The sequence below is a fragment of the Ruegeria sp. AE3 genome (genome assembly GCF_056542225.1).
The window spans coordinates 39,052-60,186 of record NZ_JBQFZL010000016.1; the positions used below are offsets into that span (position 1 = coordinate 39,052).

The window sequence follows — 21,135 nt, forward strand, 5'->3', positions numbered from 1 at the left end:
TTATCGCAGCGCGCCTTTCGCTTTCAACGCAGCCTGTTTTTCCGGATTGATCCACCACAAATCCAGATAACCCAGCGAATAGGGCGGCAGGTTTTCCGGGTATTCGTACATATCGTAATATGCTGTCCAGTATTCTGCGATGTACCCCACGGGGATTACGAAAAACTCGTACCTCAAGGCGCGATCCAAAGCCATTAACGCCGTGTCCTGATCGGCCTGATTGTCAGTTTCAAAGGACGCCTCGATGATCGCGTCGACCAAGGGGCTGGCCAGACCTGCCGGATTGAACAGGCTAAAAGCCGCTTCTTCCGATCCGTACATCTGGCTCAGACCGCCCCCGGTAGACAAAAACGACCCGTAGCGCGTGGAATAGACCATGTCATAATCCCGCTCGCGGCTGCGCAACGTGTATTGCGCCGGGTCAACTTTCTCGGTCGAGGCATCCACACCGATGGATTGCAGGTTTTGGACATAGGTTTCGATCATCGTTGCGGTCGAGGTCGGCAGGTTTGAAGGATATGGAATATTCACCTTCAAAGTCTGCCCTTCGGTATTGCGGCGAATATTGCCTTCGCCGACGGACCAGCCTGCCTCGTCCAATAACCTGGCAGCTTTGCGCAGGTTTTGTCGGTCATTCAGGCGTGCAGGGTTTGATTCGTGCGCCACTACAGCGGGTTCCGTCAGGACATCTTCGGGAACGACGCCGCCCAACGCCTGCAGGAACGCCAGCTCAGCCCCTTCGGGCAGGCCTTGCGCCTCGATCGGGGTTCCTTGCGTGAAAGAATTCCGCGGCGTGTTCAGGCCGAACAACAATGACTCGTTCGTCCATTCGAAATTGAAGGCCAAGGCCAGGGCCTTGCGGACATTCTTGTCGGCGAATTGCGGTTTCCCAAGGTTGAAGACAAAGCCCGAAGGTGTCGGCGGGCTGCCATCTGCGATCTCATCCCGAATAACGGTGCCTTCATCCAGCTTCGGGAAATCATACCCGGTCGCCCAAAGCTTGGGATCACTTTCAATCCGAAATGTATATTCACCCGCCTTGAAACCTTCGAACGCTGCCGTCTGATCGGCGAAATACTCGACCCGAATTGTATCGAAGTTGTTGCGTCCGACATTGAAAGGCAGGTCCTTGCCCCAATAATCGTCCCGGCGTTTGTAAACGATGCGGCGATTGATGTCGTAGCTGTCGAGCTTGTAGGGGCCAGAGCCCACCGCCACTTCCAGCCGTGGTTCATCCAGGCGCCGTGTCTCATCTGCCTCAAACCATGCTTTTGAGAAAACAGGAGTTGAGCCGACGGTTTCGATCAGGCTGCGGCGAGTGACTTCGGGATTGAATGTAAATTTTACGGTATGGTCATCCAACGCCTCGGCTCCTGTCACCATACGGCCAACGGCCTGCGCGTAAGATGGCAGGCCCTGTTCGATGAACAAACGGTGGCTGTAGACAACATCTTCCGCCGTGACAGGCGTGCCATCCCAAAAAGTTGCTTCGGGGCGCAAATGGAAAATGACGTAATTGCGCCCTTCGTCATATTCCAGACTTTCCGCAACTACGCCGTAATACTGCCCGACACTGTCTTCGGCACTTTCAAACAGACGGTCATATTGCAATGTGGTCAGCGCACCGGCGCGCCCTTTGCGTGAATAGGGGTTGAGGGAATCGAACGTTCCAGAGGCTGCCAGCGAAAGCTCGCCGCCTTTGGGGGCGTCGGGATTCACATAATTCAGATGCGCATAGTCCGCCGGGTAATCCAGATTTCCGAAATACGAATACCCGTGGCTGCGGGTGACGCCTTCATCCAGCGCCTGTGCTGCATGCGGAGCAATCAGAGCGGCACAGAGCCCCAAAATGCCAACCCATGGCCTTACCTCGAGATCACGTGCAGCAGGCATCAGGGATTTCATGTGGCTCATCCTCTCGGTCATTGTCACCGTCAATGTCGTAACCGCTAGCTAAAGTGCCAGCACGTGCAGATTCAAGTTTAGAATGCGTGAGCACTTTGTGAAGGTTTCTTCAGACAAAAAAGCCGCTGCGTTGCGGCAGCGGCTTTGAATGGTTCTGATCGCTCAGGCAATCAGTTGCCGATTGTCTGCAGATAGGCAATCACGTCGGCGCGATCCTGCGGCTTTTTCAGGCCGGCAAAGCTCATCGATGTGCCCGAGATATAATTGCCCGGCTTGGTCAGGAAGGCATCCAGCGCTTCGGGTGTCCAGTTGCCGCCATGCGCCTGCATACCGGCCGAGTACCCGGTGAAACCGTTGGCCGAGGCGACCGGGCGATTAACCACACCGTACAGGTAGGGGCCGGTGCCGTTTGCGCCGTCTTCCAGCTTGTGGCACGCGGTGCATTTGCGGAACACTTTTGCGCCGCTCTCGATGTCTGCGGCGGCCAGCAGGTCTTCGAAGACCACTTCTTCACCGTCGGCGCTTTCGCCCGAGCTTTCGGTTTCGATAATGTAGGCGGCCTCAGCCGAGCCATGGCCACCGGAATAATAGAGGACATCCGCCCCCCACTTGGCCAGAAGCAGCACCAGGAATGTGCCGAACAGGCCTGCGGCGGCCTTGGTTACTGTCATCGTGTCGAACATTGATCGCGAGTCCATTTCAGCTGTCTGGGCAGCTGTCTAAGGCTTCCCCTTGCGAGAGGCAAGGTATAGACACCGCGACGAAACGACCAAATCGCGAACTTGTTGCATGGAATCGACCAAATGACCAATCGCATTGCCTTTCAGGGGGAACCCGGCGCCTACAGTCACGAGGCTTGCCGCAACGCTCGGCCAGATATGGAAGCCCTGCCCTGCCGCACTTTCGAGGATGTGATCGAATCGGTCCGCTCGGGAGCTGCGGATCTGGCAATGCTTCCGGTCGAGAACACGACCTATGGACGGGTGGCCGATATTCACCGGCTGTTACCTCACAGCGGGCTGCATATCATCGATGAGGCCTTTGTCCGTGTGCACATCAACCTTCTTGCCGTACCGGGTGCAAAACTGGAAGACATCACCGAGGCGCATTCGCATCTGGTACTGCTGCCGCAATGCGCGGGCTTTCTGAAGGAACACGGCATTCGCGGCCGCGTCAGCCCCGATAACGCCCGCGCCGCCCGCGAAGTGGCTGAGGAAGGCAATCCGCATTCAGCCGCGCTGGCCAGCGAGCTGGCCGCTGAGATCTATAACCTGAACGTTCTGGCCCGCCATATCGAGGATAATGACGACAACACGACCCGCTTTCTTGTCATGTCGCGCGAAACGGATTTGTCCCGCCGGGGCGATCATGGAATGATCACCAGCTTTGTGTTTCAGGTCCGCAACATCCCTGCCGCGCTTTACAAAGCGATGGGCGGGTTTGCTACCAATGGGATCAACATGACCAAGCTGGAAAGCTATATGGTCGACGGCTCCTTCACCGCGACGCAGTTTTACGCGGATATTGTCGGGCATCCCGAAGACCGCAACGTGCAGCTGGCCATGGACGAGCTTGAGCATTTCACGACCAATGTCGAGGTTCTGGGCGTCTATCCGGCAGCACATCCGCGCGGATAATCACGGTTCGCGACGGCATTCCTTTGGGCTTGATGCGTTGTTGCCCGTTTTTTCGAAGCTGTTTGGCAATGCCGGTGGCCTGTTCACTCTTCGCGCCGCTGCGCCTGGAATCGTCGCTCTCTAGCGGTTAATCCGGTAGACCTTTGACACAGACCCATCTTGTGTGCGGTACGTCCGGAAACCCATGGCTTCGTAATAGGTCAGACCTTCAGTATTACCTGCGCCAATTGTTGCATCGATAGCGGTAAGACCGCGCGCAAGGGCCGCGTCCAAAGTGTGCGCGAAAAGTGCGCGCCCGATCCCAAGCCGGGCGGCTGATGGTCGGATATGGGTTCCAATCACGCCCTACCCCACTGACACGCCGTAGGGGTTGTTTTCGACCGCATATTTCAGGGATTGGAACCCGAGCACGTGACCATTCGGGTCCGTGGCGATTGTACATCGTAATTGATCCGGGTGGCGAATATAGTGCCTTAGGGCAAAATCGACATCGTGGGCTTTGCGCCGCTTGCCAGCCAGGACCAGATCGTGAAGGACGCCAGCGACCCCTTCGGCATCGGTTTCGGATGCGGGTTTAAAACTCAGGTGGTCCGATCCCTTCACACCTGCAGTGCGATCTTGTGTCTTACCCGCCATGCAGGTGCCTCTGCTCCAACTCGCGTGCGAATTCGCTGAGACGCACCTGAAACCGCTTGCGAAACCTCGACTGCCCCAGCTTCATGGATTGCAACAGCAACCGTGCCGGCAGGGACTTGGCGGCCAGGGACATCTCGATGCTCAGGCGTGTCCGGCGCGGGGACAGGGCCAGAAAATCCACGGTCGTGAACCCGGTAATGCCCTTGCTGGCAGCGTCAAATCGCATTTGCGAAGGCCTGTCGAAATCAGTCATAACCACTGACATCTGACGCGGCTTTCCGCGCAGTTTGAACTCCGTATTCCACTCGGTTCCGGCAGTCACCGCTGCGCCACCGCCCAAACGGCGCACATCGATGCCGCGGCGCATTGCCATACGCTCGAACCGTTCGAAATCCGACACCATGTCGAATACCGATTGGATGGGGGCTTCGATATCTTCGCGCGCTGAAAACTGCATACTGACCTTTGCTGTCGTAATTACTGAGCCAATGTTTCCTCAGTCCAGAGTATCTGCAAGCCAGTTCTGAAGCAGAAAATGAGCGACTGCCCCCTTGCGCGCTGGCAATAGCCTAGGATGATCGCCTGCAAAGGCCTGCATCATTTCGGATTTGCTGACCCACATCGCCTCTTCTATTTCGACCGGATCGATCACGATGTCGCGTGACAGTGCCTCACCTGCACACCCAAACATCAATGAGGCCGGAAACGGCCAGGGCTGGCTGGACAGGTACGAAACCGCACCCACCGGCACGCCCGCCTCTTCCATCACTTCGCGGCGCACTGCTGCCTCAAGCGTTTCGCCGGGCTCAACAAATCCCGCCAGCAAGGAGAACATCCCGTCAGGCCAGCCCGGAGACCGGCCCATCAGCACGCTGTCACCATGCGTGATCAACATGATCACAACCGGATCGGTGCGCGGAAAGTGCTGCCCGCCACAGGACGGGCAACTGCGCTGCCATCCCCCTTGCGACACCTCGCTGGCGGCACCGCATCGTGCGCAATAGCGATGTGTTTCATGCCAGCCGATTATTGCCTTAGACGTGGCCGCCAGTTCCGCGTCGCGTGCCGACAGCCGTGTCATGATCCGGCGCAGTTCGGCAAACACGTGGCCTTGCGGTAAATCCGGGTGTTGTTGTTCGGACTTGTCCACGAAGGCGCCCAGACTGGTCAGATCCAGCCCCTCGGCTGCCCATGCGGAAATATCAACGGCAAACACGGGGGCGCTGTCAGCGCTCAGACCCAAAAACACCGGGGATTCAATGACGCCGCCAGGACCATTGCTGATCAGCGGGTGCGTCATCGGGATCATGGCAAGCTGGTCCAGCCCCTCACCCTGTACCAGCAGTTTTCCACGCCACAGCAAGACACACCGCGCGGCCGGGTCGCGCATCGCCTCGGCCAGCTTGTTCGCATCTCCGCGATACTGCGCCGCCCGATCAAGGCCCGACCCCCCGAAGGTTACGTGCTCTGCGTTTTTCATTGGATTTCCTTTTGATCTTGCGCACAGGGCTGCCACGTCTCGGCCTGTGTTGCAATGGCTATTCAGGGACGGAAAATCCACCACCCTGCCGCTGAAAAGCCGCATGGTGGCCTCGGAAAAATCATCTAGAGTGAATTTTGATGGATTTAATCAATACCCACATTCAATAGCAGAATACTCAAAGTGAAGATCCCCTTCTCGACGCAGGTACAGCCCATTGGTGACAGTGGGAAAATTCGCATTCTGGCCACAACTGACCTGCATATGAACCTGACCGGTTTTGACTATTACACCGACACGCCAGACCAGACGATTGGATTGACGCGCACCGCCAGCCTGATCCACGCAGCCCGACAAGAGGCCAAGGACGCGCTGGTGCTGATGTTTGACAACGGGGATTCGTTGCAGGGAACCCCAATGGGCGATTGGGCCGCCAAAAGTGGCACTGCCCATCCGATGATGACGGCGTTCGAAGCCCTGGATTATGACGCGATCGGGCTGGGCAACCATGATCTCGGGTTCGGGCTGGCGACATTGGGCAACATCCTGACGCAAGCCCCCTGCCCAGTTATTTGCAGCAACCTGCATCGCACGCGCGGACCACTGCCCTGGCAGCGATACACCGTTCTGGACCGCACCGTGCTTTTGAACGGAGAAGACATTCCCGTTCGCATCGGCATCTTCTCGGTTCTTCCTCCGCAAACGGCCTGTTGGGAGGCGCATAATCTGGATGGCGGTATCGTCGTCGAGGATATCCTGCTTGCGGCTAAATCCCTGACGCAGACATTGCGCAACGAGGGTTGTGATATCATCGTGGCGCTTGCCCATTCCGGCCTTGGGGGCAGCGAGCCGGTAGCGGGGATGGAAAACGCCGTGATACCCTTGGCCGCGATCAAAGGCATCGATGCCATTGTGGCCGGGCACACCCACCTGACACTTCCAGGAGAGGGCCACGCCAATACCCCGATGGTCGATCACCTGACGGGGCTGGTACATGGAACGCCCGTTGTCATGCCGGGATCAGCGGGCTCTTACCTGGGGGTTATCGATTTGGCCGTGACCGCCGGGCTGGACGGCAAAGTGCGAATCCGGGATAGCCGCGTCGAACTGCGCCCGGTTGTCAGCAACGGCACAGCCGTCGGGGAAGACCGTGAAATTGCGGGCTTGTGTGAGGTGGCGCATCGTATGACCCGTCAATCCGTTGCGGCACCGGTGGCACATATCCCGGATACATTGCACAGCTATTTCAGTTGCTGTGCGCCGGATCGCGGGCTGAACCTTGTAGCTGCGGCGCAAGCCGCCGCACTGCGCCCGCTTTTGCAGGGAACAGACCTGGCGGATCTGCCGATTCTGTCGGTTGTTTCGCCTGCCAAATCCGGCGGGCGCTCAGGCCCCCGCCATTATACCGAGGTACCCGCCGGAGAAATATGTTTGCGTCATGTCGCGGATCTGCATGTGTTTCCCAACGAGCTGCGCGCAATCCGGATCAGCGGTGCGCATCTGCTGGACTGGTTGGAGATGTCGGCCAGCGTATTCAACCAGTTAAAGCCCGGTTCCGAGCCCGAACTGATCAACCCTAAACGGGCCGGGTACAATTTCGACATCGTGTTTGGACTGTCTTATCAGATCGACCCTACTCAGCTGCCTCGATACGATGCGCAGGGGAAAATGATCCATCCAGACCACAGGCGGATCAGCGATCTGACATATGCAGGCCGCCCCGTACGACCGGAGCAGATGTTCGTTATGGCGCTGAACAATTACCGCGCCAGCGGAGGCGGGCATTTCCCGCATGCGACAACGTCTGAGTTCATCAGCCTGCCACCGCTGAGCATCAAGGACCTTGTGCGGGATTACCTGGCGCAGCACCTTCCGCCCGATCCGATCGTCACGCAGCCCTACCCGTTCTCGCTGATGCCGCAGCGGGGCGTGACAACAATTCTTCGAACAGGTCCGGGCGCCCCGAAATATTTGGATGAGTTGCGCAGGTTCGATCCCGTGTTGCTGGGCTCGGATGGCAGGGGATTTGAACGCATCCGCCTGACGCTCTGACGGGTTGTCTTTTCCCGTTGCCTTCCCTATATCCGGACTCGAGAGGTTGGCGCGGGCGAGCGCCTCGCCAACCTGGTCAGGTCCGGAAGGAAGCAGCCACAACGAGCCCCGCTTGGGTCGATGTCCAACCTCTCACTTCGTGAACCACAGCCACAGGAGGGCTTTATGATTGTAGTGAAAACCCTTCGGGCAGACTGGTTCTGATTCACCGGAATCACCGGACTGCCTGAACACACGACCTGCGGATGCGCGCTTGCCATCCGTTGGCATTGCTGTTTCTGAAAACAGGCAGATAAATGTCTTATACGCTTTCGGACCTGGGATGGTCCTCTTACTTTGCCGCGCAGCATGCGGTTTTTCCTTCTGACACGCCCTTTCGTATCGCATCGGTACATCGGGACCGTCTGATCGGGCTGAGCCCGGATGGTGATATCCCTTTGCTGACACCGGATAATCCGACCGGTTCATATGCCGTTGGTGATTGGGTCCTTGCCGACGCCGAAAACCGCGTGCGTCACATTCTGGACCGGCGCAGCCTGCTGCAACGCAGGGCTGCCGGTACAGGTGCCGCAACACAACTGATAGCAGCCAATGTCGATGTGTTGTTCATCGTCAGCTCGTGCAACGCCGATTTCAACCTGCCCCGGCTGGAACGTTATCTGGCGCTGGCACATCAGGCCGGATGTTATCCTGTCGTTGTCCTGACGAAAGCTGACCAGTCGGATGACCCCGGCAGTTTCTCGGGACAAGTGCAATCTCTGGACCCTTTTTTGTCGGTACTGGCGATCAATGCGCTGGACCCGGCAGATATCGAAAAGGTTCTGGCATGGTGCCCCAAAGGCCAGACCGGCGCGCTGGTCGGGTCGTCGGGCGTGGGTAAAACGACGCTCAGCAACGCCATGACGGATCAAAACCTCGCCACCTCTGGAATTCGCGAAGACGACGCACGGGGCAGGCACACGACAACGGTGCGCGCGTTGCACCGGATGGGTAACGGTGGCTGGCTGATTGACACGCCGGGAATGCGCGCATTGCGTTTGTTGGACGCTCAGGACGGGATCGACAACGTGTTCTCGGACATCACAGAGCTTGGCCAAAGCTGCCGCTTTTCGGATTGTCAGCACGAGACCGAGCCCGGCTGTGCCGTGCAGAACGCAATAGGCAAGGGCGTTCTTGATCCGGCGCGGCTGGACCGTTGGCGCAAGCTGCGGCGCGAAGATCAGCGAAACTCGGAAACCGTTGCGCAATCGCGGGCGCGGGACAAGGCGTTCGGCAAGATGGTCCGCGGTGTCATGCAGGACAAGAAGCTTCGCAAACGGCCATAGCTGCAAGGTGTTATGGAAAACCTGCGTCGCGTCTGATCAGGCGATCAGGCGCGGCCAGACCGCTGCATTGCGCCGGGCAAATGCGCCTATGTGACCAATCTCCGGCAGCCCAAATTCGGCAGGCTTCAGAAGGTGGCGTCTGGCCCCGGGGCCATACAGATCGGCAAGGCGCCAAACCGCCTCGGGCGGAACCATCTGGTCGTCTTCGAACGTGAACAGATCCACAGCTGTTCCAGAACTGCCCCAATGCGCATCAGGCAAATTCTGCCCGATCTCGGGAACGTAGCTAAGAGGAGCTGTGCACCATTTGCGCCATTGCCAGTAGACCGAGGCGGGCAGGTCCGAGCCAAACCCAATTGCTTTGCCAGGCAGATAGCCAAGCGCCCGCACCATCAGCGGTGCATGGCCATACCAGAACAGCCCCGCCAACCCCCGATAGGGCCATGGGTGATCTTTCAAAGTCACCAGCCCCGAACACACACAGATCATACGGTCAATCTGGTTGATATCCGGCTGCACCGGCCCCAGCATCGCACCGACCGAATGGCCGATGGTCCAGTGCTGCGCCTTTGGAAACCGCCTGCGCATCTCGGCCCGTGCCGCCGGCATATCGATCAATGCCCAATCCGCCATTGTAGCACGCGCGTCTTTCAGGCGGCCGACCAACGAAAGCCCGTAGTCCCGATAGTCATAGGTCAGGCAAGCCATCCCCCGCTTGGTAGCCAGCCATCGCGCAAAATGGCGATAATAGTCACGCGGCACACCTGTAGCACTGTTCAGCACAACAACGGTTTCCGGCTCACCCACAGGCCGGTACAACCGCGCCGACAAGGTCACGGACCCTGACGGAAAGCTGAAATCTTCGATCAACACCGTCTGTTCCGTATCCAACATGATCCCCGGCTTTCACTGAAACAATCGGTTTGCCTGCCTTCAATGCCGACGACACTAGGCCGGAACATAATCCGCATCCAGCATGACCAAACGTCCGGCCTAAAGATCGGCTTGACTCGGAACGCGATCAGACGCTAGCGGTTGTGTGATGGTTTCCGGCCCCCACAAGAGGTCGGGATGAAAAGGGAACACGGTGCGGTTTGTCTGGTCACACAGACATCAACCAAGTCCGCGACTGCCCCCGCAACTGTAAGCGGTAAGCAATGCCGAAATACCACTGGCCTATGGGCTGGGAAGGTCGGCAGAGCAATGACCCGCAAGTCAGGAGACCTGCCATCGGAACTGAAACCGAAACTCGGGCGGGGTGTCCGGGCAGGTCCTGACGGCGAAATGCTGTCCCACCTGCCCCAATATTCCAGCCCACCACGCGCGGAGGGCGCAGGATGATCTGGAAGACAAAGTCACACGAATACAGCGCAACAGTGTGCCAGCGTACGGGCAAAACCTGCCCGGCTTTGGCGCGACTGGCCCGCTCGATTTCCGAAGCCATGGCGCAGGCGGTTTCGGCCACCAGCGAGGATTTCGAATTTGAAGGCAGCAGCGCGCTATCACATTGCGCGGAAGGGTGCATGGCAACGATCCGAGCGCGATCCGACAGCGTTCGCGTTTTCTGCGGGGCGCACCCTGATACGGCAATTCGGGACCTTGATGCCTATGCCGATTTGATCTTCGGACCTACATTCAGCACGCTGCCCTCGGGCATTGTCGCGAACCCGCCTTGCGCCATGATCGAGGTTTCAACGATCCGGCCTCGGAAAACCGGCTACGCACCCCAGCAGCTGTCAGCTTGATCCCACTTCCACCTGTGCCGGGGTGATCCGGGACGCCCAGGCCAGCTGCGCATCGGTTTCGACAGCGCAGGGGCGCACGGCCCGCAGGCGGTCCAGTGCGTCGCTGGCGCGTTCACCGCATTCAACCATCAGTCGCAGAACAATCATCCCGGATCTGCCGCACCCCCCACGGCAATGCACAAGAACCCGGCCACCGCCCGACAGCGCATGTCGGGCCGTGGCGCTGACCTCTGGCCAGGCCTTCTGAACCGCCTGCGTCGGTGCTCCAAAATCTTCGATCGGCAGGTGAACCCACCGGCTGGCACGGCTTTGGATGTCGCTGCCAAAGTGCTGCGCGCCATCCTGAAGCATTTCAACATCCGTCGTCATTGAAATCACAAGGCCCGGTTTCCACGCCGCAATCATATCCAGATCGCCGACGTAATCCCCGCCACGCCCGGGCATCGAAGTAAGGGCAAGCGTTCCGCCTCCGACCTGCAGAGCAAAAATGACCAGCTGCGACATGAAGTGCGTCCTCCCCCAAGCTACTCTTTACAAAATGAGTCATTAAATCCGCTGGTCCAGTTTAGTTGGAAACCAGTCCGTTTCTGAAACAAAAAATCATCTCGCCCCACAGTGGACGCGGACTGCCGCCGCCACTACGCTGTGCCGAAGCACCGAATCCGAGCGAGTAGACATGACAGACACGCCCAGCCCCGCCTATCAGGTTCTCGCCCGCAAATACCGCCCGGAAACCTTTGCCGACCTGGTGGGTCAGGACGCCATGGTGCGCACTCTGAAAAACGCTTTTGAGGCCGACCGGATTGCGCAGGCCTTTGTCATGACCGGCATTCGCGGAACGGGTAAAACCACCACGGCACGGATCATCGCCAAGGGCATGAACTGCATCGGACCGGATGGAACCGGAGGGCCGACAACAGAGCCTTGCGGTCAGTGCGAGCATTGCATCGCGATCATGGAAGGCCGCCATGTCGATGTGATGGAAATGGATGCCGCCAGCCGTACCGGCGTCAACGATATCCGCGAGATCATCGACAGTGTCCGCTATCGCGCAGCCAGCGCGCGCTACAAGATCTACATCATCGACGAGGTTCACATGCTCTCGACCAGCGCATTCAACGCGCTGCTCAAGACGCTCGAGGAACCGCCCGCACATGTGAAGTTCATCTTCGCGACCACCGAGATTCGCAAAGTGCCGGTCACGGTTCTGTCGCGGTGTCAGCGCTTTGACCTGCGCCGGATTGAGCCCGAAGACATGATCGGTCTGCTGCGCAAGATCGCCGGGGCCGAGGGCGCGCAGATTGCCGACGACGCACTGGCGCTGATCACCCGCGCTGCAGAAGGGTCGGCCCGCGACGCGACCTCATTGCTCGATCAGGCAATCTCGCACGGGGCCGGTGAGACGACGGCAGATCAGGTCCGTGCGATGCTGGGTCTGGCGGATCGAGGTCGTGTTCTGGACCTGATGGACATGATCCTGCGCGGTGACGCGGCAGGAGCGCTTACTGAACTGAGCGGGCAATATGCGGAAGGCGCAGACCCTCTGGCTGTGCTGCGCGATCTGGCCGAAATCACGCATTGGGTGTCCGTCGTAAAGATCACACCCGACGCGGCCGAAGACCCGACGGTTTCCCCCGACGAACGCACACGGGGCCAGCACATGGCCGAGGCTTTGCCGATGCGGGTTCTGACCCGGATGTGGCAGATGCTGCTGAAGGCGCTGGAGGAAGTCTCTGCGGCGCCCAACGCGATGATGGCCGCCGAAATGGCTGTTATCCGACTGACACATGTCGCCGATTTGCCCAGCCCCGAAGAACTGATCAAACGGCTGCAAGACGCCCCACCTTCGCCACCCGGCGGGCCGGGCGGGGGCATGTCAATGTCCCGGCAGGCCCCGGTGGCAACGCAATCCAACGCGACCCCGCCGCCTGCCTATGCATCGCCCCCGCGCGGCGCGGGTGGCGCACCGGTTGCCGCGCTGGCGCAGGATGCCCAGACGGCCCTGGCCCGCTATCCAACCTTCGGGCATGTAGTGGAACTGATCCGCACAAACCGCGATGTGAAACTGCTTGTCGAGGTGGAAAGCGGCGTGCGCCTTGTGTCGTACCAGCCCGGCCGGATCGAATTCACCCCGACGCCTCAGGCACCGTCGGATCTGGCGTCGCGATTGGGCTCTGCCCTGCAACGCTGGACTGGCAATCGGTGGGCCGTCTCCATTGTCTCGGACGGGGATGCGGCGACCATCGCGGAAGTGCGGGACCGGGCCGAACTGGCCCTGAAAGCCGAGGCCGAAGAACACCCGCTGGTTCAGGCCGTGCTGACGCAATTCCCCAAGGCAAAGATCATTCGGATCGAAACACCTGAACAGCGTGCCGCCAAGGTTGAGACCGAGGCCCTTCCCGAAGTCGAAGATGAATGGGACCCCTTCGAAGAGGATTAGCCCTAAGCTTGTGGGTCCAAGTTTCAAGAAACCGGCATACTCACGCCCCTCCACGAAACAACTGAGGGTGGGAATGCAGGCGCATGACTGATCGGTCGGCGACGCTCTGATCTGGACAGGCGGGAGACCTCTTGTGCCGCCTGCCTGCGGTCCGTATTTAGAACCAAACAGAAACACAGGAGACGACTGATGCTGAAAGGACTCGGCGGGCTTGGCGGACTGGGCGACATGGCCAAGATGATGAAATCCGCACAAGACTTGCAAACCAAGATGACCGAAATGCAGGAAGAGCTGAACAACATGATGGTTGTCGGCGAATCCGGTGCGGGGCTGGTCAAGGCAACGGCCACAGCCAAGGGTGAACTCAAGGGGCTGGACATCGATCCGTCGATCTTCAACGGCGACGACAAGGAAGTGGTCGAAGACCTGATCCTGGCCGCCATCAAGGACGCTCAGGCCAAAGCTGCCGAACGTTCACAGGAAGAGATGGGCAAGCTGACCGAAAGCATGGGCCTGCCGAAGGACATCAAGCTACCGTTCTGAGCTTCATCTTTTCCCAAATACTCCCGCCGGAGGCTCCCTCCGGCGCAAAGCAGGGCAGGCCATGGGCACGAACAGCGAAATCGACAATCTGATCGACCTGATGGCCAAACTGCCGGGGTTGGGCCCGCGCTCGGCCCGCCGTGCGGTGCTGCATCTGATCCGCAAACGCGCTCTGCTTCTGACGCCCCTGTCAGACGCCATGCAGCAAGTGGCCATCACCGCTCGCGAATGCCTGAATTGCGGCAACGTGGGCACCACCGATATCTGCGATATCTGCAATAGCGAGGCCCGAGCGAACGGCGAACTCTGCGTGGTTGAGGACGTCGCCGACCTCTGGGCGATGGAGCGGTCAGGGGTCTTCAAAGGCCGCTATCACGTGCTGGGTGGCACACTGTCTGCACTGGACGGCATCGGCCCGGACGAGCTGCGTATTCCCCGCCTCAGGGATCGGGTTCTGGCCGAAGGGATCACCGAAGTGATACTTGCCCTGAACGCCACTGTCGACGGCCAGACCACCGCCCATTACATCGCGGACCAGCTGGAAGGTCAGGTGCGCCTGACCTCACTGGCGCAAGGCGTGCCCATCGGCGGAGAGTTGGATTATCTGGATGATGGGACGATTACGGCGGCGCTCAGGGCGCGCAAGGAAATGTAGCCTAACGAAGGATGATATACCAGCTGCACGAGTCTGTCACCTGGCTGTCATTTGTAAGCTTATTCAGGGTTAACTGCTTCAAAAAAGTTTAACTTTGCGGGAATACCAACGCCCTCCGGATTCTCGAATACCCTGAATTTTTCCATAACGGCTTCTTGTATTGCCGCGACATCCGCATCCGTTCCACAATACTTTTTTAGAATTCGCGCTGCTGGTCCTATGTTGGAAGCCAAATCAGAAACTTTCTTGAGCGGTCCTTGATGTTTTAGTGTGATCGCCGAAACCTCTCCTTTCACATTTCTGAACCCTGCTTTTTTCAACACATCGACAACGTAGTCGATATCCTGAAAACCCAGAGGTCCCGGTGCGTTGGGATCAGCAGGATCAGGTGGCCCCAAACGTGAAACTGCCGCTTTGCATGGAGCATCGAACCAAGGGTTTATTGCCATTGGAGCCCAAGCCGCTGCAATCAAACGCCCCTGTGCCCGCATGTGTTTTCGTATATTGGCAAACGCAGCGTTCGGATCGGAAAAGAACATGACGCCAAAGCGCGAAATCACAAGATCGAATGGCGCGCTTGGGATCGCACCTTGTTGCGCGTCCATCAAAAAATACCTTGATTTTACGGGAAGCTTACCAGCTTTCTCTTGAGCGTGCTCTAACAGCGGTTTGGAAATATCCAACGCCGTCAGTGTTCCATTTGGGGTCAGCTTTTTCGCAAAAGCACGGCTCGTGGCGCCGGTTCCGCAACCAACATCAAGTACATCCGCATCATGGATATCACCCGCTCGCCGGATGAGTTCTTGGTCCACCGCTTCAAAAACAGCGTCCAGTTCTTCTTCGAACCTGATCCACTGAAGTCCCGGAGCTGAACTCCAGTAATCCGCCTGCGCTTTGTTGGCAGTCATAGCGTTTCTCACATTCTTGAACGCAATCACTGTAGCATAGTTGCCGCGCAAAACTGTCGTACTTTGAAACTGCTGAAGCATCTGGACCAGGTTTCAGAGAATACTGTTTGCCTGAAACAGAGTTACAGTTAGATACAGCCAACCACGTTTTTTAGATGGGAGTGATTAACTTGACCCGCCTTCTCGCCTTTACCTTCGCCGCCTTCACCGCAACCGCTGCCCTGTCGCAGGAGCTGGTCGACAAGGGCTTTGTCGAAGGCTGGAACATCATGATGGACCCCGCGCTTGGGAACGGGTGTCTGATCCAGACGGTCTATCAGGACCTCTCGGTCGTGCGGCTGGGCTATGACGCATTGGATAATCGCGGGTACTTCGCCGTTTACAACAAGGCCTGGGGCAATATTGAACAGGGTAAAAGCTATCCCATCCGGTTCGAACTGGACGGCAAGAGCTTTGATGCCACCGCTATCGGGTTCAATGAACGCAAAGTGCCCGGTGCGACGGTTTTTTTCACCGACCGGAATTTCGTCACCGCGATTGCCCAGAACAAGACGATGACGGTTTACAATCCCGCAGGCGAGGTGGTGATGGCGATTAATCTGAAAGGCACCGCCAAGGCGCTGGACTATGCGCGGGACTGCCAGAACAAAAAACTTTAACGAATCGGATCGAACAGCGCGTCCTTGGCGGTGCAGTCGCGGATCACATCGCGGCTGCATGGCACCGGATCAAGATCGCGCGACAGGCACAGGCGGACCTCTTCGATATAGCCCTGTTTGCAGGTGACCGTGATCATATCGCGCTCAAGCCCCGGATTGGCCGTCAAAAACGCATCCTCAACCACCGAAGCCGGCAGTTTGACGGATGCGTCCAGCTTGCGGAAGACCTGCGGGCGTTCTACCGCATCATAGGCACGCCGGGACAGGGCGAAATAGTCGGGCGCAGATAGCCCCGAACAGGTGCCGTGTTTCTTCCACTGATGCCATGCAAGGCCAGCACTACCCTGAATATCTTCCATTTCCCGCGTCATGCGGCGCGATGGCGGCGCCTCGGGTGAGCGGCAGAAGGATGGCCAGCCCTGATGAAATTGCGGCCAGAGCCCGTGCAGGATCCATCCGTGGTCGTGCCGGTCGTCACATTGGTCTGACCCGCGCGCGTCCCCTTCCCGGGCGCACCAATTGGGCGACCAGCTAAGCGACAAGACGTAATAGTCGAACTCACCCGCTTTTTCACCATCGGCCAGCGCTACCATCGCGCTGAAAACCCACAATACGACCCAGCGCATTCGCCTCTTCCCTTCTTGCTGCGTGGCGACTATATACGGGCCAAGTTCCCCGACAACGGAAACCTGCCCCAAAACCAAGGGGCCGCCGAATTCCGGCGACGGGAAAGATGTATGTATAGGAGACGGGCTGATGGCAAAACCGCTTATGGCCAAGGCAACCGCCGTATGGCTGGTGGACAACACCACGATCAGCTTCAAGCAGATCGCGGATTTCGTAGGGATGCACGAACTGGAAGTGCAGGGCATCGCCGATGGTGATGTGGCCGCAGGCGTAAAGGGCTTTGACCCAATCGCAAACAACCAGCTGACCCAGGATGAGATCGACGCCGCGCAGAACAACCACCTGCACAAGCTGAAGCTCAAGTTCAACCCGGCGGCATCCGGCGAAGAAAAGCGCCGTGGCCCGCGTTATACCCCGCTGTCCAAGCGTCAGGACCGTCCGAACTCGATCCTGTGGCTGGTCAAGTTCCACCCCGAACTCAGCGACGGCCAGATCGCCAAGCTGGTTGGCACCACCAAGCCGACCATCCAGTCGATCCGCGAGCGCACGCACTGGAACATCTCGAACATGCAGCCGATCGACCCGGTTGCGTTGGGCCTGTGCAAACAGTCCGAACTGGATGCGATCGTGCAGAAGGCCGCAGCCAAGAAAGCGGCCGAAGGCGGCGTGATGAGCGATGACGAGCGCCGCAAGCTGGTTTCGACCGAGCAGTCGCTGGAAATGGACGCCGCGCCGAAAATCCCGACTGCGATTGAAGGTCTGGAAACCTTCTCGCTGTCCGATGACCGGTCGGATGAAAAAGACGACGAGCCTATCATCGACGCCGACAGTTTCTTCAACCTGCCCAAAGGCGGGGCGGATGATGAAGACGAGGATGATCCTCGTTTGTAACAGACAATCAGCCCCGGTCGGAACGGCTGGGGCTTTTTTGACGGACTTGTCATGCTGAGCATTCTTTCCGCGATTTTCGGTCCGCACCGCGCCGTAACGATCTATGCCTTTCTCAGGACATGGGGGCTGGGTCTGGCGGGTGGTGTTGTCATGATCGCCATCGTCACCACCTTGTTTCTGCTGGGGGACGAAGGCGAACATGAGCACGAGGCTTTCCTGATCGTACCGGTTCTGTCCGCAACGCCGGTGAACGGGGACCTGAAGAACGGCGTCGTAGCCTCGGTTCGCCTGCCCGATGGATCGGCCACGTCGATCACGTCGACCGAATCGCAGATTTCAAAAACCGTAGGAACGACGGCCTGCGTGGAAAAACGCATCTACGTGAAAAGCGGTGAAGCCCGGTATCGGTTCAAACTGCCCCGTCTCTGCGAGTCCGGTTGATCAAGAATTCAGACCAAACAAAGCCGCCGATGCTGACGCCGGGCGGCTTTTTCGTTCATACCACCTGAAAGATGATGCCTGCGATTATTGCGCCCCCCACGCCAAGGCTCAGGTAGGCGGCAAACACGCGTGGTTTGACCAATGACCAGACTGCGGCCATTGCCGGAATGGAACTGACGGCACCCGCAACCATGAACGACATCGCAGCCCCCGCGGTCATGCCCTGATCGATCAGACCTGCCAGCAGCGGCGGCGCGACATAGGAATTCAGATAGGCTGGCATCCCCACCAGTGCGGCAACGATGATCGGCAGCACGCCTTCTCCGCCAACGACGCCAGCGATGAGGTCCGCAGGCACATAGTTGACCAAAAGCGCCTCGAGCACATAGGCCAGTGCCAGCCACTTGAGCAGGAACAGCCCGTTGTGTACGAATTCCGAACGGAACCGAACCCGGCGTTCAGGCTCTTGCCAGAACTTCCAGACCGGCTTGTCATCCGCCTTCGGACCACATCCGCAGCACCCTGCAGGTTTGTATTCGCGCAAGGGCTGTGCAAACGCGCCCTGCCGCATCAGCCACCGAACCGCGAACCCGCCGAACAGGCCAAGCGCAACGGCGGCAACCGCCTTGCCGATCGCAAAGGGCCACCCCAGTGCAGCAGCCGTAATCAAAAGCGTCGGTGGGTCGATCAATGGCGAGCTGAGCCAGAACGCCATCACGGCCGACAGGGGCGCTCCGAGTGCAAGCAAGCCCGCAATAAAGGGAATGACTTCGCAAGAACAAAACGGTGCGAGGCCGCCGAACAGGGCGGCCAGAAAGATCATCCGGGTCTCGCGCCCTTCAAAGGCGCGCGCCACCATCACCTCGGCTCCTGTCGCCTTGAGATATGACAACAGAAGCACAGCAAACAGGATGTATTGTCCAGTATGCGCCAAAGCCCTTACTGCAAAACTCACAACCTCACGCAGGTTGCCGGGGTCGAGAACGGCCACCGCCACAAGAATGACGACGATCAATGCCCAGGGCGTCTTGATCATCTCCACCACGCCTTTAGCGGTCAGTCGGGGGGATTGCGTCAACTCAGCCATCGTTGGCCGCCTTTCCAACCGCGTCAGCGCAGCATTCGCTGAGAATGAACTGTGCCAGCGTCTTCAATTCGTCATAACAGGCCCGGTTGATGGTGGTGCGACCGATCTTTTCCTGCTCAACCACACCTCCGGCTGCAAGAAACCGCAGGTGGTGCGCCAAAGTCGACGGGGCAATCCCTGTCCGGTTCTGGATTTCGCCAACAGTCAGACCGGCCTCACCAGCCCGCACCAGTGTCTTGAGAACTTTCAGCCGGGCTTCCGAGCCCATGGCGGAAAATCCGGCAGCAGCAGTTTCCCACATGATTCGCCTCTATTAAACTAGTTTTATAGTTTTCTAGTTTTTTAGAAAATCCTGGTCAACCCACCTTGGGAAAATTTTCCATGACGCTGTAAGTCCAGATTGCCCCCGCCTTAAGTCCAACCTATAAGCAGGCATGGGGATATCGGTCGAAACATTCTTTCTTGAGCTTAACGGTCAGGGCACGTTGCAGGCCCAGATCCAGCAGATGATTGCAGAGGGCATTCTGTCCGGTCGCTTTCATGTCGGGGAAAAACTGCCATCCTCGCGAAAGCTGGCCACACATCTGGGTGTCAGCCGCATCACGGTGACGCTGGCTTATACCGAGTTGCTGGCCAATGATTATCTGACGGCAAAGGGCCGGTCAGGATATTACGTCTCGCAAAACGCGCCGGTTCCGCCCAAATACTCGCCCGTGCAGCGCGGCACGGAATCTGTCGACTGGGACAGGGCACTGGCGCGCCGCTTTCTGGACAGCGACGTCCTGCCTAAACCAAGCGACTGGCGCGAATACCGCTATCCGTTCATCTACGGTCAGGCCGACCGGACCCTGTTTGATCACGCCAACTGGAGATTGTGTGCGGTTCGCGCCTTGGGGCACAAAGACTTCGATTCGCTGACAGGGGATTACGTGGATCAGGATGATCCGTTGTTGATCGAGTTCATCGCGCGCCACACCCTGCCGCGCCGTGGTATCGTTGCCCGCCCCGAAGAGATCTTGATCACCCTGGGCGCGCAGAACGCGCTTTGGCTGGCCTCTCGCATTTTGCTGACCCACAATCGCACCGCCGTAATCGAAGATCCCAGCTACTACGCGCTGCGAAGCCTTTTGAACCACTGGGACTGCGCTGTGACGCCCCTGAGCGTCGATCGCGACGGCTTGCCACCTGAGGCGATCCCCGACGAAGCGGATGTCATCTTTACCACCCCCAGCCATCAAAGCCCGACAACCGCGACGATGCCGGTCGACCGCCGCAACAAGCTACTGGATCGGGCACGCGATCTGGATGCAATGGTTGTCGAGGACGACTACGAATTCGAGATGGCCTTTCGCAGCGCACCTTCGCCTGCACTCAAATCCATGGATCGGGATGGGCGCGTGATTTACGTGGGCAGTTTTTCCAAATCGCTGTTCCCGGGATTGCGGCTTGGATATATGGTCGGGTCCGAACCTTTCATCCGCGAAGCACGTGCGCTTCGCTCGTTGGTCCTGCGCCACCCTCCGGGTCATATTCAGCGCACGGCAGCGTATTTTCTGTCATTGGGCCATTACGACGCGCAGATCCGACGTATGTCGAAAGCCCTGCAAGAGCGGCGCGATGCGATGGACAAAGCCATCGAGGAAAGCGGGCTGACAGTGGCCGGGCGGGGTGTAATGGGCGGCTCTTCAATGTGGATGTCGGCCCCTGAGCACGTCAACACAACGCAGCTTGCGCTAAAGCTACAGAACCAGAGTGTTCATATCGAACCAGGTGCTCCGTTTTTCTCGGGGTCCGACAGGCCACAGAATTTCTACCGCCTCGGGTACTCTTCTATTTCGACCAACCGCATAGGCCCCGGCGTTGAACTTATCGCGGAAGCCATCCGGTCTGCCTGAGATCGCACTGGACATATTCCGCAGACGCGTCTGGCCCTAACGCAGGTCGCACCCTTACGCCAAAACCATATCAACCCCCGGGCCCCGGTGCCCGGTTTCCTCACTCTTGCTTGGAGAGCACCCCTATGAAGATGACGACGGAAGAGGCCTTTGTTAAGGTTTTGCAGATGCATGGAATTGAGCATGCGTTTGGGATCATTGGCTCGGCG

General features: G+C 58.5%; 23 protein-coding genes, 1 other RNA gene and 1 riboswitch. Of the genes, 12 read left to right on the forward strand and 12 right to left on the reverse strand.

Features of this window, described 5'->3' with window-relative positions:
• Together ACR0NZ_RS18465 and ACR0NZ_RS18470 are read right to left on the reverse strand one after the other, a co-directional pair.
• Entirely contained in the window at positions 1–1,905 is a 1,905-nt protein-coding gene (locus ACR0NZ_RS18465) for an extracellular solute-binding protein (protein WP_480520932.1), read from the reverse strand.
• Positions 1,906–2,075: 170 nt separating this feature from the next.
• Positions 2,076–2,588, reverse strand: coding sequence for a c-type cytochrome (locus tag ACR0NZ_RS18470; protein WP_480520963.1), 513 nt, complete (start codon positions 2,586–2,588; stop codon positions 2,076–2,078).
• A gap of 120 nt (positions 2,589–2,708) precedes the next feature.
• On the opposite strand from ACR0NZ_RS18470, the gene ACR0NZ_RS18475 reads away from it, so the two are divergent.
• Positions 2,709–3,542: a prephenate dehydratase gene (locus ACR0NZ_RS18475; RefSeq protein WP_480495966.1), complete on the forward strand. Its 834-nt coding sequence runs from the start codon at positions 2,709–2,711 to the stop codon at positions 3,540–3,542.
• 120 nt (positions 3,543–3,662) lie between these two features.
• Here ACR0NZ_RS18475 and ACR0NZ_RS18480 read toward each other — a convergent pair whose 3' ends face one another.
• From ACR0NZ_RS18480 to nudC, 4 genes are read right to left on the reverse strand one after another with little or no spacing between them, the layout of a single operon-like run.
• Positions 3,663–3,884, reverse strand: a complete 222-nt coding sequence (locus tag ACR0NZ_RS18480) for an N-acetyltransferase family protein (protein ID WP_480520934.1) — start codon at positions 3,882–3,884, stop codon at positions 3,663–3,665.
• Between the two features lie 3 nt (positions 3,885–3,887).
• Entirely contained in the window at positions 3,888–4,178 is a 291-nt protein-coding gene (locus ACR0NZ_RS18485) for a hypothetical protein (protein ID WP_480520936.1), read from the reverse strand.
• A complete protein-coding gene (locus ACR0NZ_RS18490; RefSeq protein WP_480520938.1) occupies positions 4,168–4,635 on the reverse strand; it encodes an SRPBCC family protein in 468 nt (155 codons plus the stop codon). Before ACR0NZ_RS18490 ends, ACR0NZ_RS18485 begins: the two co-directional genes overlap by 11 nt.
• A 39-nt stretch (positions 4,636–4,674) precedes the next feature.
• Entirely contained in the window at positions 4,675–5,658 is a 984-nt protein-coding gene (nudC, locus tag ACR0NZ_RS18495) for an NAD(+) diphosphatase (RefSeq protein ID WP_480520940.1), read from the reverse strand.
• Positions 5,659–5,841: 183 nt separating this feature from the next.
• Between nudC and ACR0NZ_RS18500 the strand changes: the two genes are divergently transcribed.
• The 3 genes from ACR0NZ_RS18500 (at position 5,842) to rsgA (ending at position 9,035) form a co-directional block, all read left to right on the forward strand.
• Positions 5,842–7,710 carry a bifunctional 2',3'-cyclic-nucleotide 2'-phosphodiesterase/3'-nucleotidase gene (locus ACR0NZ_RS18500; RefSeq protein WP_480520942.1) on the forward strand — a complete coding sequence of 623 codons (1,869 nt, stop codon included), beginning with the start codon at positions 5,842–5,844 and terminating at the stop codon, positions 7,708–7,710.
• Positions 7,711–7,749: 39 nt separating this feature from the next.
• Positions 7,750–7,848: signal recognition particle sRNA small type (gene ffs / locus ACR0NZ_RS18505), an RNA gene on the forward strand.
• A gap of 158 nt (positions 7,849–8,006) precedes the next feature.
• Entirely contained in the window at positions 8,007–9,035 is a 1,029-nt protein-coding gene (rsgA, locus tag ACR0NZ_RS18510; protein WP_480520944.1) for a ribosome small subunit-dependent GTPase A, read from the forward strand.
• Positions 9,036–9,071: 36 nt separating this feature from the next.
• Here the strand turns inward: rsgA and ACR0NZ_RS18515 are convergent, their stop codons facing one another.
• Positions 9,072–9,929 (reverse strand): alpha/beta hydrolase family protein, encoded by an 858-nt coding sequence (locus tag ACR0NZ_RS18515; RefSeq protein WP_480520946.1) that lies wholly within the window; start codon positions 9,927–9,929, stop codon positions 9,072–9,074.
• Between the two features lie 133 nt (positions 9,930–10,062).
• A riboswitch (cobalamin riboswitch) is annotated at positions 10,063–10,281 on the forward strand.
• A gap of 91 nt (positions 10,282–10,372) precedes the next feature.
• Between ACR0NZ_RS18515 and ACR0NZ_RS18520 the strand changes: the two genes are divergently transcribed.
• Positions 10,373–10,780: a hypothetical protein gene (locus tag ACR0NZ_RS18520; protein WP_480520948.1), complete on the forward strand. Its 408-nt coding sequence runs from the start codon at positions 10,373–10,375 to the stop codon at positions 10,778–10,780.
• Here the strand turns inward: ACR0NZ_RS18520 and ACR0NZ_RS18525 are convergent.
• On the reverse strand, positions 10,772–11,284 hold the full coding sequence (locus tag ACR0NZ_RS18525; RefSeq protein WP_480488864.1) for a protein-tyrosine phosphatase family protein: 513 nt from the start codon (positions 11,282–11,284) through the stop codon (positions 10,772–10,774). The genes ACR0NZ_RS18520 and ACR0NZ_RS18525 overlap by 9 nt on opposite strands.
• Before the next feature lie 172 nt (positions 11,285–11,456).
• Between ACR0NZ_RS18525 and ACR0NZ_RS18530 the strand changes: the two genes are divergently transcribed.
• The 3 genes from ACR0NZ_RS18530 (at position 11,457) to recR (ending at position 14,418) form a co-directional block, all read left to right on the forward strand.
• Positions 11,457–13,220, forward strand: a complete 1,764-nt coding sequence (locus tag ACR0NZ_RS18530) for a DNA polymerase III subunit gamma/tau (RefSeq protein WP_480520951.1) — start codon at positions 11,457–11,459, stop codon at positions 13,218–13,220.
• 189 nt (positions 13,221–13,409) lie between these two features.
• The gene (locus ACR0NZ_RS18535; protein ID WP_209507712.1) at positions 13,410–13,763 is read left to right on the forward strand and encodes a YbaB/EbfC family nucleoid-associated protein; all 354 of its coding nucleotides are present in this window, start codon (positions 13,410–13,412) and stop codon (positions 13,761–13,763) included.
• A 61-nt stretch (positions 13,764–13,824) separates the two neighbouring features.
• Positions 13,825–14,418 (forward strand): recombination mediator RecR, encoded by a 594-nt coding sequence (recR, locus tag ACR0NZ_RS18540; protein WP_480474099.1) that lies wholly within the window; start codon positions 13,825–13,827, stop codon positions 14,416–14,418.
• 59 nt (positions 14,419–14,477) lie between these two features.
• On the opposite strand, the gene ACR0NZ_RS18545 is transcribed toward recR, so the two are convergent.
• Positions 14,478–15,326 carry a class I SAM-dependent methyltransferase gene (locus ACR0NZ_RS18545; RefSeq protein WP_480520953.1) on the reverse strand — a complete coding sequence of 283 codons (849 nt, stop codon included), beginning with the start codon at positions 15,324–15,326 and terminating at the stop codon, positions 14,478–14,480.
• A gap of 161 nt (positions 15,327–15,487) precedes the next feature.
• Here ACR0NZ_RS18545 and ACR0NZ_RS18550 point away from each other — a divergent pair, with 161 nt between their 5' ends.
• Positions 15,488–15,985, forward strand: coding sequence for a hypothetical protein (locus ACR0NZ_RS18550; RefSeq protein ID WP_480476833.1), 498 nt, complete (start codon positions 15,488–15,490; stop codon positions 15,983–15,985).
• Here the strand turns inward: ACR0NZ_RS18550 and ACR0NZ_RS18555 are convergent.
• Positions 15,982–16,611, reverse strand: coding sequence for a ribonuclease T2 family protein (locus tag ACR0NZ_RS18555; protein WP_480520955.1), 630 nt, complete (start codon positions 16,609–16,611; stop codon positions 15,982–15,984). The two genes, ACR0NZ_RS18550 and ACR0NZ_RS18555, sit on opposite strands and share 4 nt — an antisense overlap.
• A 130-nt stretch (positions 16,612–16,741) precedes the next feature.
• Here ACR0NZ_RS18555 and ACR0NZ_RS18560 point away from each other — a divergent pair, with 130 nt between their 5' ends.
• Together ACR0NZ_RS18560 and ACR0NZ_RS18565 are read left to right on the forward strand one after the other, a co-directional pair.
• Positions 16,742–17,503, forward strand: coding sequence for a DUF1013 domain-containing protein (locus ACR0NZ_RS18560; protein WP_480520957.1), 762 nt, complete (start codon positions 16,742–16,744; stop codon positions 17,501–17,503).
• A 51-nt stretch (positions 17,504–17,554) separates the two neighbouring features.
• Positions 17,555–17,944: a hypothetical protein gene (locus ACR0NZ_RS18565; protein ID WP_480474103.1), complete on the forward strand. Its 390-nt coding sequence runs from the start codon at positions 17,555–17,557 to the stop codon at positions 17,942–17,944.
• 55 nt (positions 17,945–17,999) lie between these two features.
• On the opposite strand, the gene ACR0NZ_RS18570 is transcribed toward ACR0NZ_RS18565, so the two are convergent.
• Positions 18,000–19,031, reverse strand: a complete 1,032-nt coding sequence (locus tag ACR0NZ_RS18570) for a permease (protein ID WP_480520959.1) — start codon at positions 19,029–19,031, stop codon at positions 18,000–18,002.
• Complete coding sequence (locus ACR0NZ_RS18575) at positions 19,024–19,332, reverse strand: ArsR/SmtB family transcription factor (protein ID WP_209507696.1); 309 nt, start codon at positions 19,330–19,332, stop codon at positions 19,024–19,026. The genes ACR0NZ_RS18570 and ACR0NZ_RS18575 overlap by 8 nt, the downstream gene beginning before the upstream one ends.
• Positions 19,333–19,465: 133 nt before the next feature.
• Here ACR0NZ_RS18575 and pdxR point away from each other — a divergent pair, with 133 nt between their 5' ends.
• Positions 19,466–20,926, forward strand: a complete 1,461-nt coding sequence (gene pdxR, locus ACR0NZ_RS18580) for a MocR-like pyridoxine biosynthesis transcription factor PdxR (RefSeq protein WP_480520961.1) — start codon at positions 19,466–19,468, stop codon at positions 20,924–20,926.
• Positions 20,927–21,135 lie beyond the last annotated feature (209 nt).

Coding starts and splice junctions, on each gene's coding strand:
- ACR0NZ_RS18465 (WP_480520932.1), bottom strand. CDS start 1,905: ATGAAATCCCTGATGCCTGCTGCACGTGATCTCGAGGTAAGGCCATGG.
- ACR0NZ_RS18470 (WP_480520963.1), bottom strand. CDS start 2,588: ATGTTCGACACGATGACAGTAACCAAGGCCGCCGCAGGCCTGTTCGGC.
- ACR0NZ_RS18475 (WP_480495966.1), top strand. CDS start 2,709: ATGACCAATCGCATTGCCTTTCAGGGGGAACCCGGCGCCTACAGTCAC.
- ACR0NZ_RS18485 (WP_480520936.1), bottom strand. CDS start 4,178: ATGGCGGGTAAGACACAAGATCGCACTGCAGGTGTGAAGGGATCGGAC.
- ACR0NZ_RS18490 (WP_480520938.1), bottom strand. CDS start 4,635: ATGCAGTTTTCAGCGCGCGAAGATATCGAAGCCCCCATCCAATCGGTA.
- nudC (WP_480520940.1), bottom strand. CDS start 5,658: ATGAAAAACGCAGAGCACGTAACCTTCGGGGGGTCGGGCCTTGATCGG.
- rsgA (WP_480520944.1), top strand. CDS start 8,007: ATGTCTTATACGCTTTCGGACCTGGGATGGTCCTCTTACTTTGCCGCG.
- ACR0NZ_RS18515 (WP_480520946.1), bottom strand. CDS start 9,929: ATGTTGGATACGGAACAGACGGTGTTGATCGAAGATTTCAGCTTTCCG.
- ACR0NZ_RS18520 (WP_480520948.1), top strand. CDS start 10,373: ATGATCTGGAAGACAAAGTCACACGAATACAGCGCAACAGTGTGCCAG.
- ACR0NZ_RS18525 (WP_480488864.1), bottom strand. CDS start 11,284: ATGTCGCAGCTGGTCATTTTTGCTCTGCAGGTCGGAGGCGGAACGCTT.
- ACR0NZ_RS18530 (WP_480520951.1), top strand. CDS start 11,457: ATGACAGACACGCCCAGCCCCGCCTATCAGGTTCTCGCCCGCAAATAC.
- ACR0NZ_RS18535 (WP_209507712.1), top strand. CDS start 13,410: ATGCTGAAAGGACTCGGCGGGCTTGGCGGACTGGGCGACATGGCCAAG.
- recR (WP_480474099.1), top strand. CDS start 13,825: ATGGGCACGAACAGCGAAATCGACAATCTGATCGACCTGATGGCCAAA.
- ACR0NZ_RS18545 (WP_480520953.1), bottom strand. CDS start 15,326: ATGACTGCCAACAAAGCGCAGGCGGATTACTGGAGTTCAGCTCCGGGA.
- ACR0NZ_RS18555 (WP_480520955.1), bottom strand. CDS start 16,611: ATGCGCTGGGTCGTATTGTGGGTTTTCAGCGCGATGGTAGCGCTGGCC.
- ACR0NZ_RS18560 (WP_480520957.1), top strand. CDS start 16,742: ATGGCAAAACCGCTTATGGCCAAGGCAACCGCCGTATGGCTGGTGGAC.
- ACR0NZ_RS18565 (WP_480474103.1), top strand. CDS start 17,555: ATGCTGAGCATTCTTTCCGCGATTTTCGGTCCGCACCGCGCCGTAACG.
- ACR0NZ_RS18570 (WP_480520959.1), bottom strand. CDS start 19,031: ATGGCTGAGTTGACGCAATCCCCCCGACTGACCGCTAAAGGCGTGGTG.
- ACR0NZ_RS18575 (WP_209507696.1), bottom strand. CDS start 19,332: ATGTGGGAAACTGCTGCTGCCGGATTTTCCGCCATGGGCTCGGAAGCC.
- pdxR (WP_480520961.1), top strand. CDS start 19,466: ATGGGGATATCGGTCGAAACATTCTTTCTTGAGCTTAACGGTCAGGGC.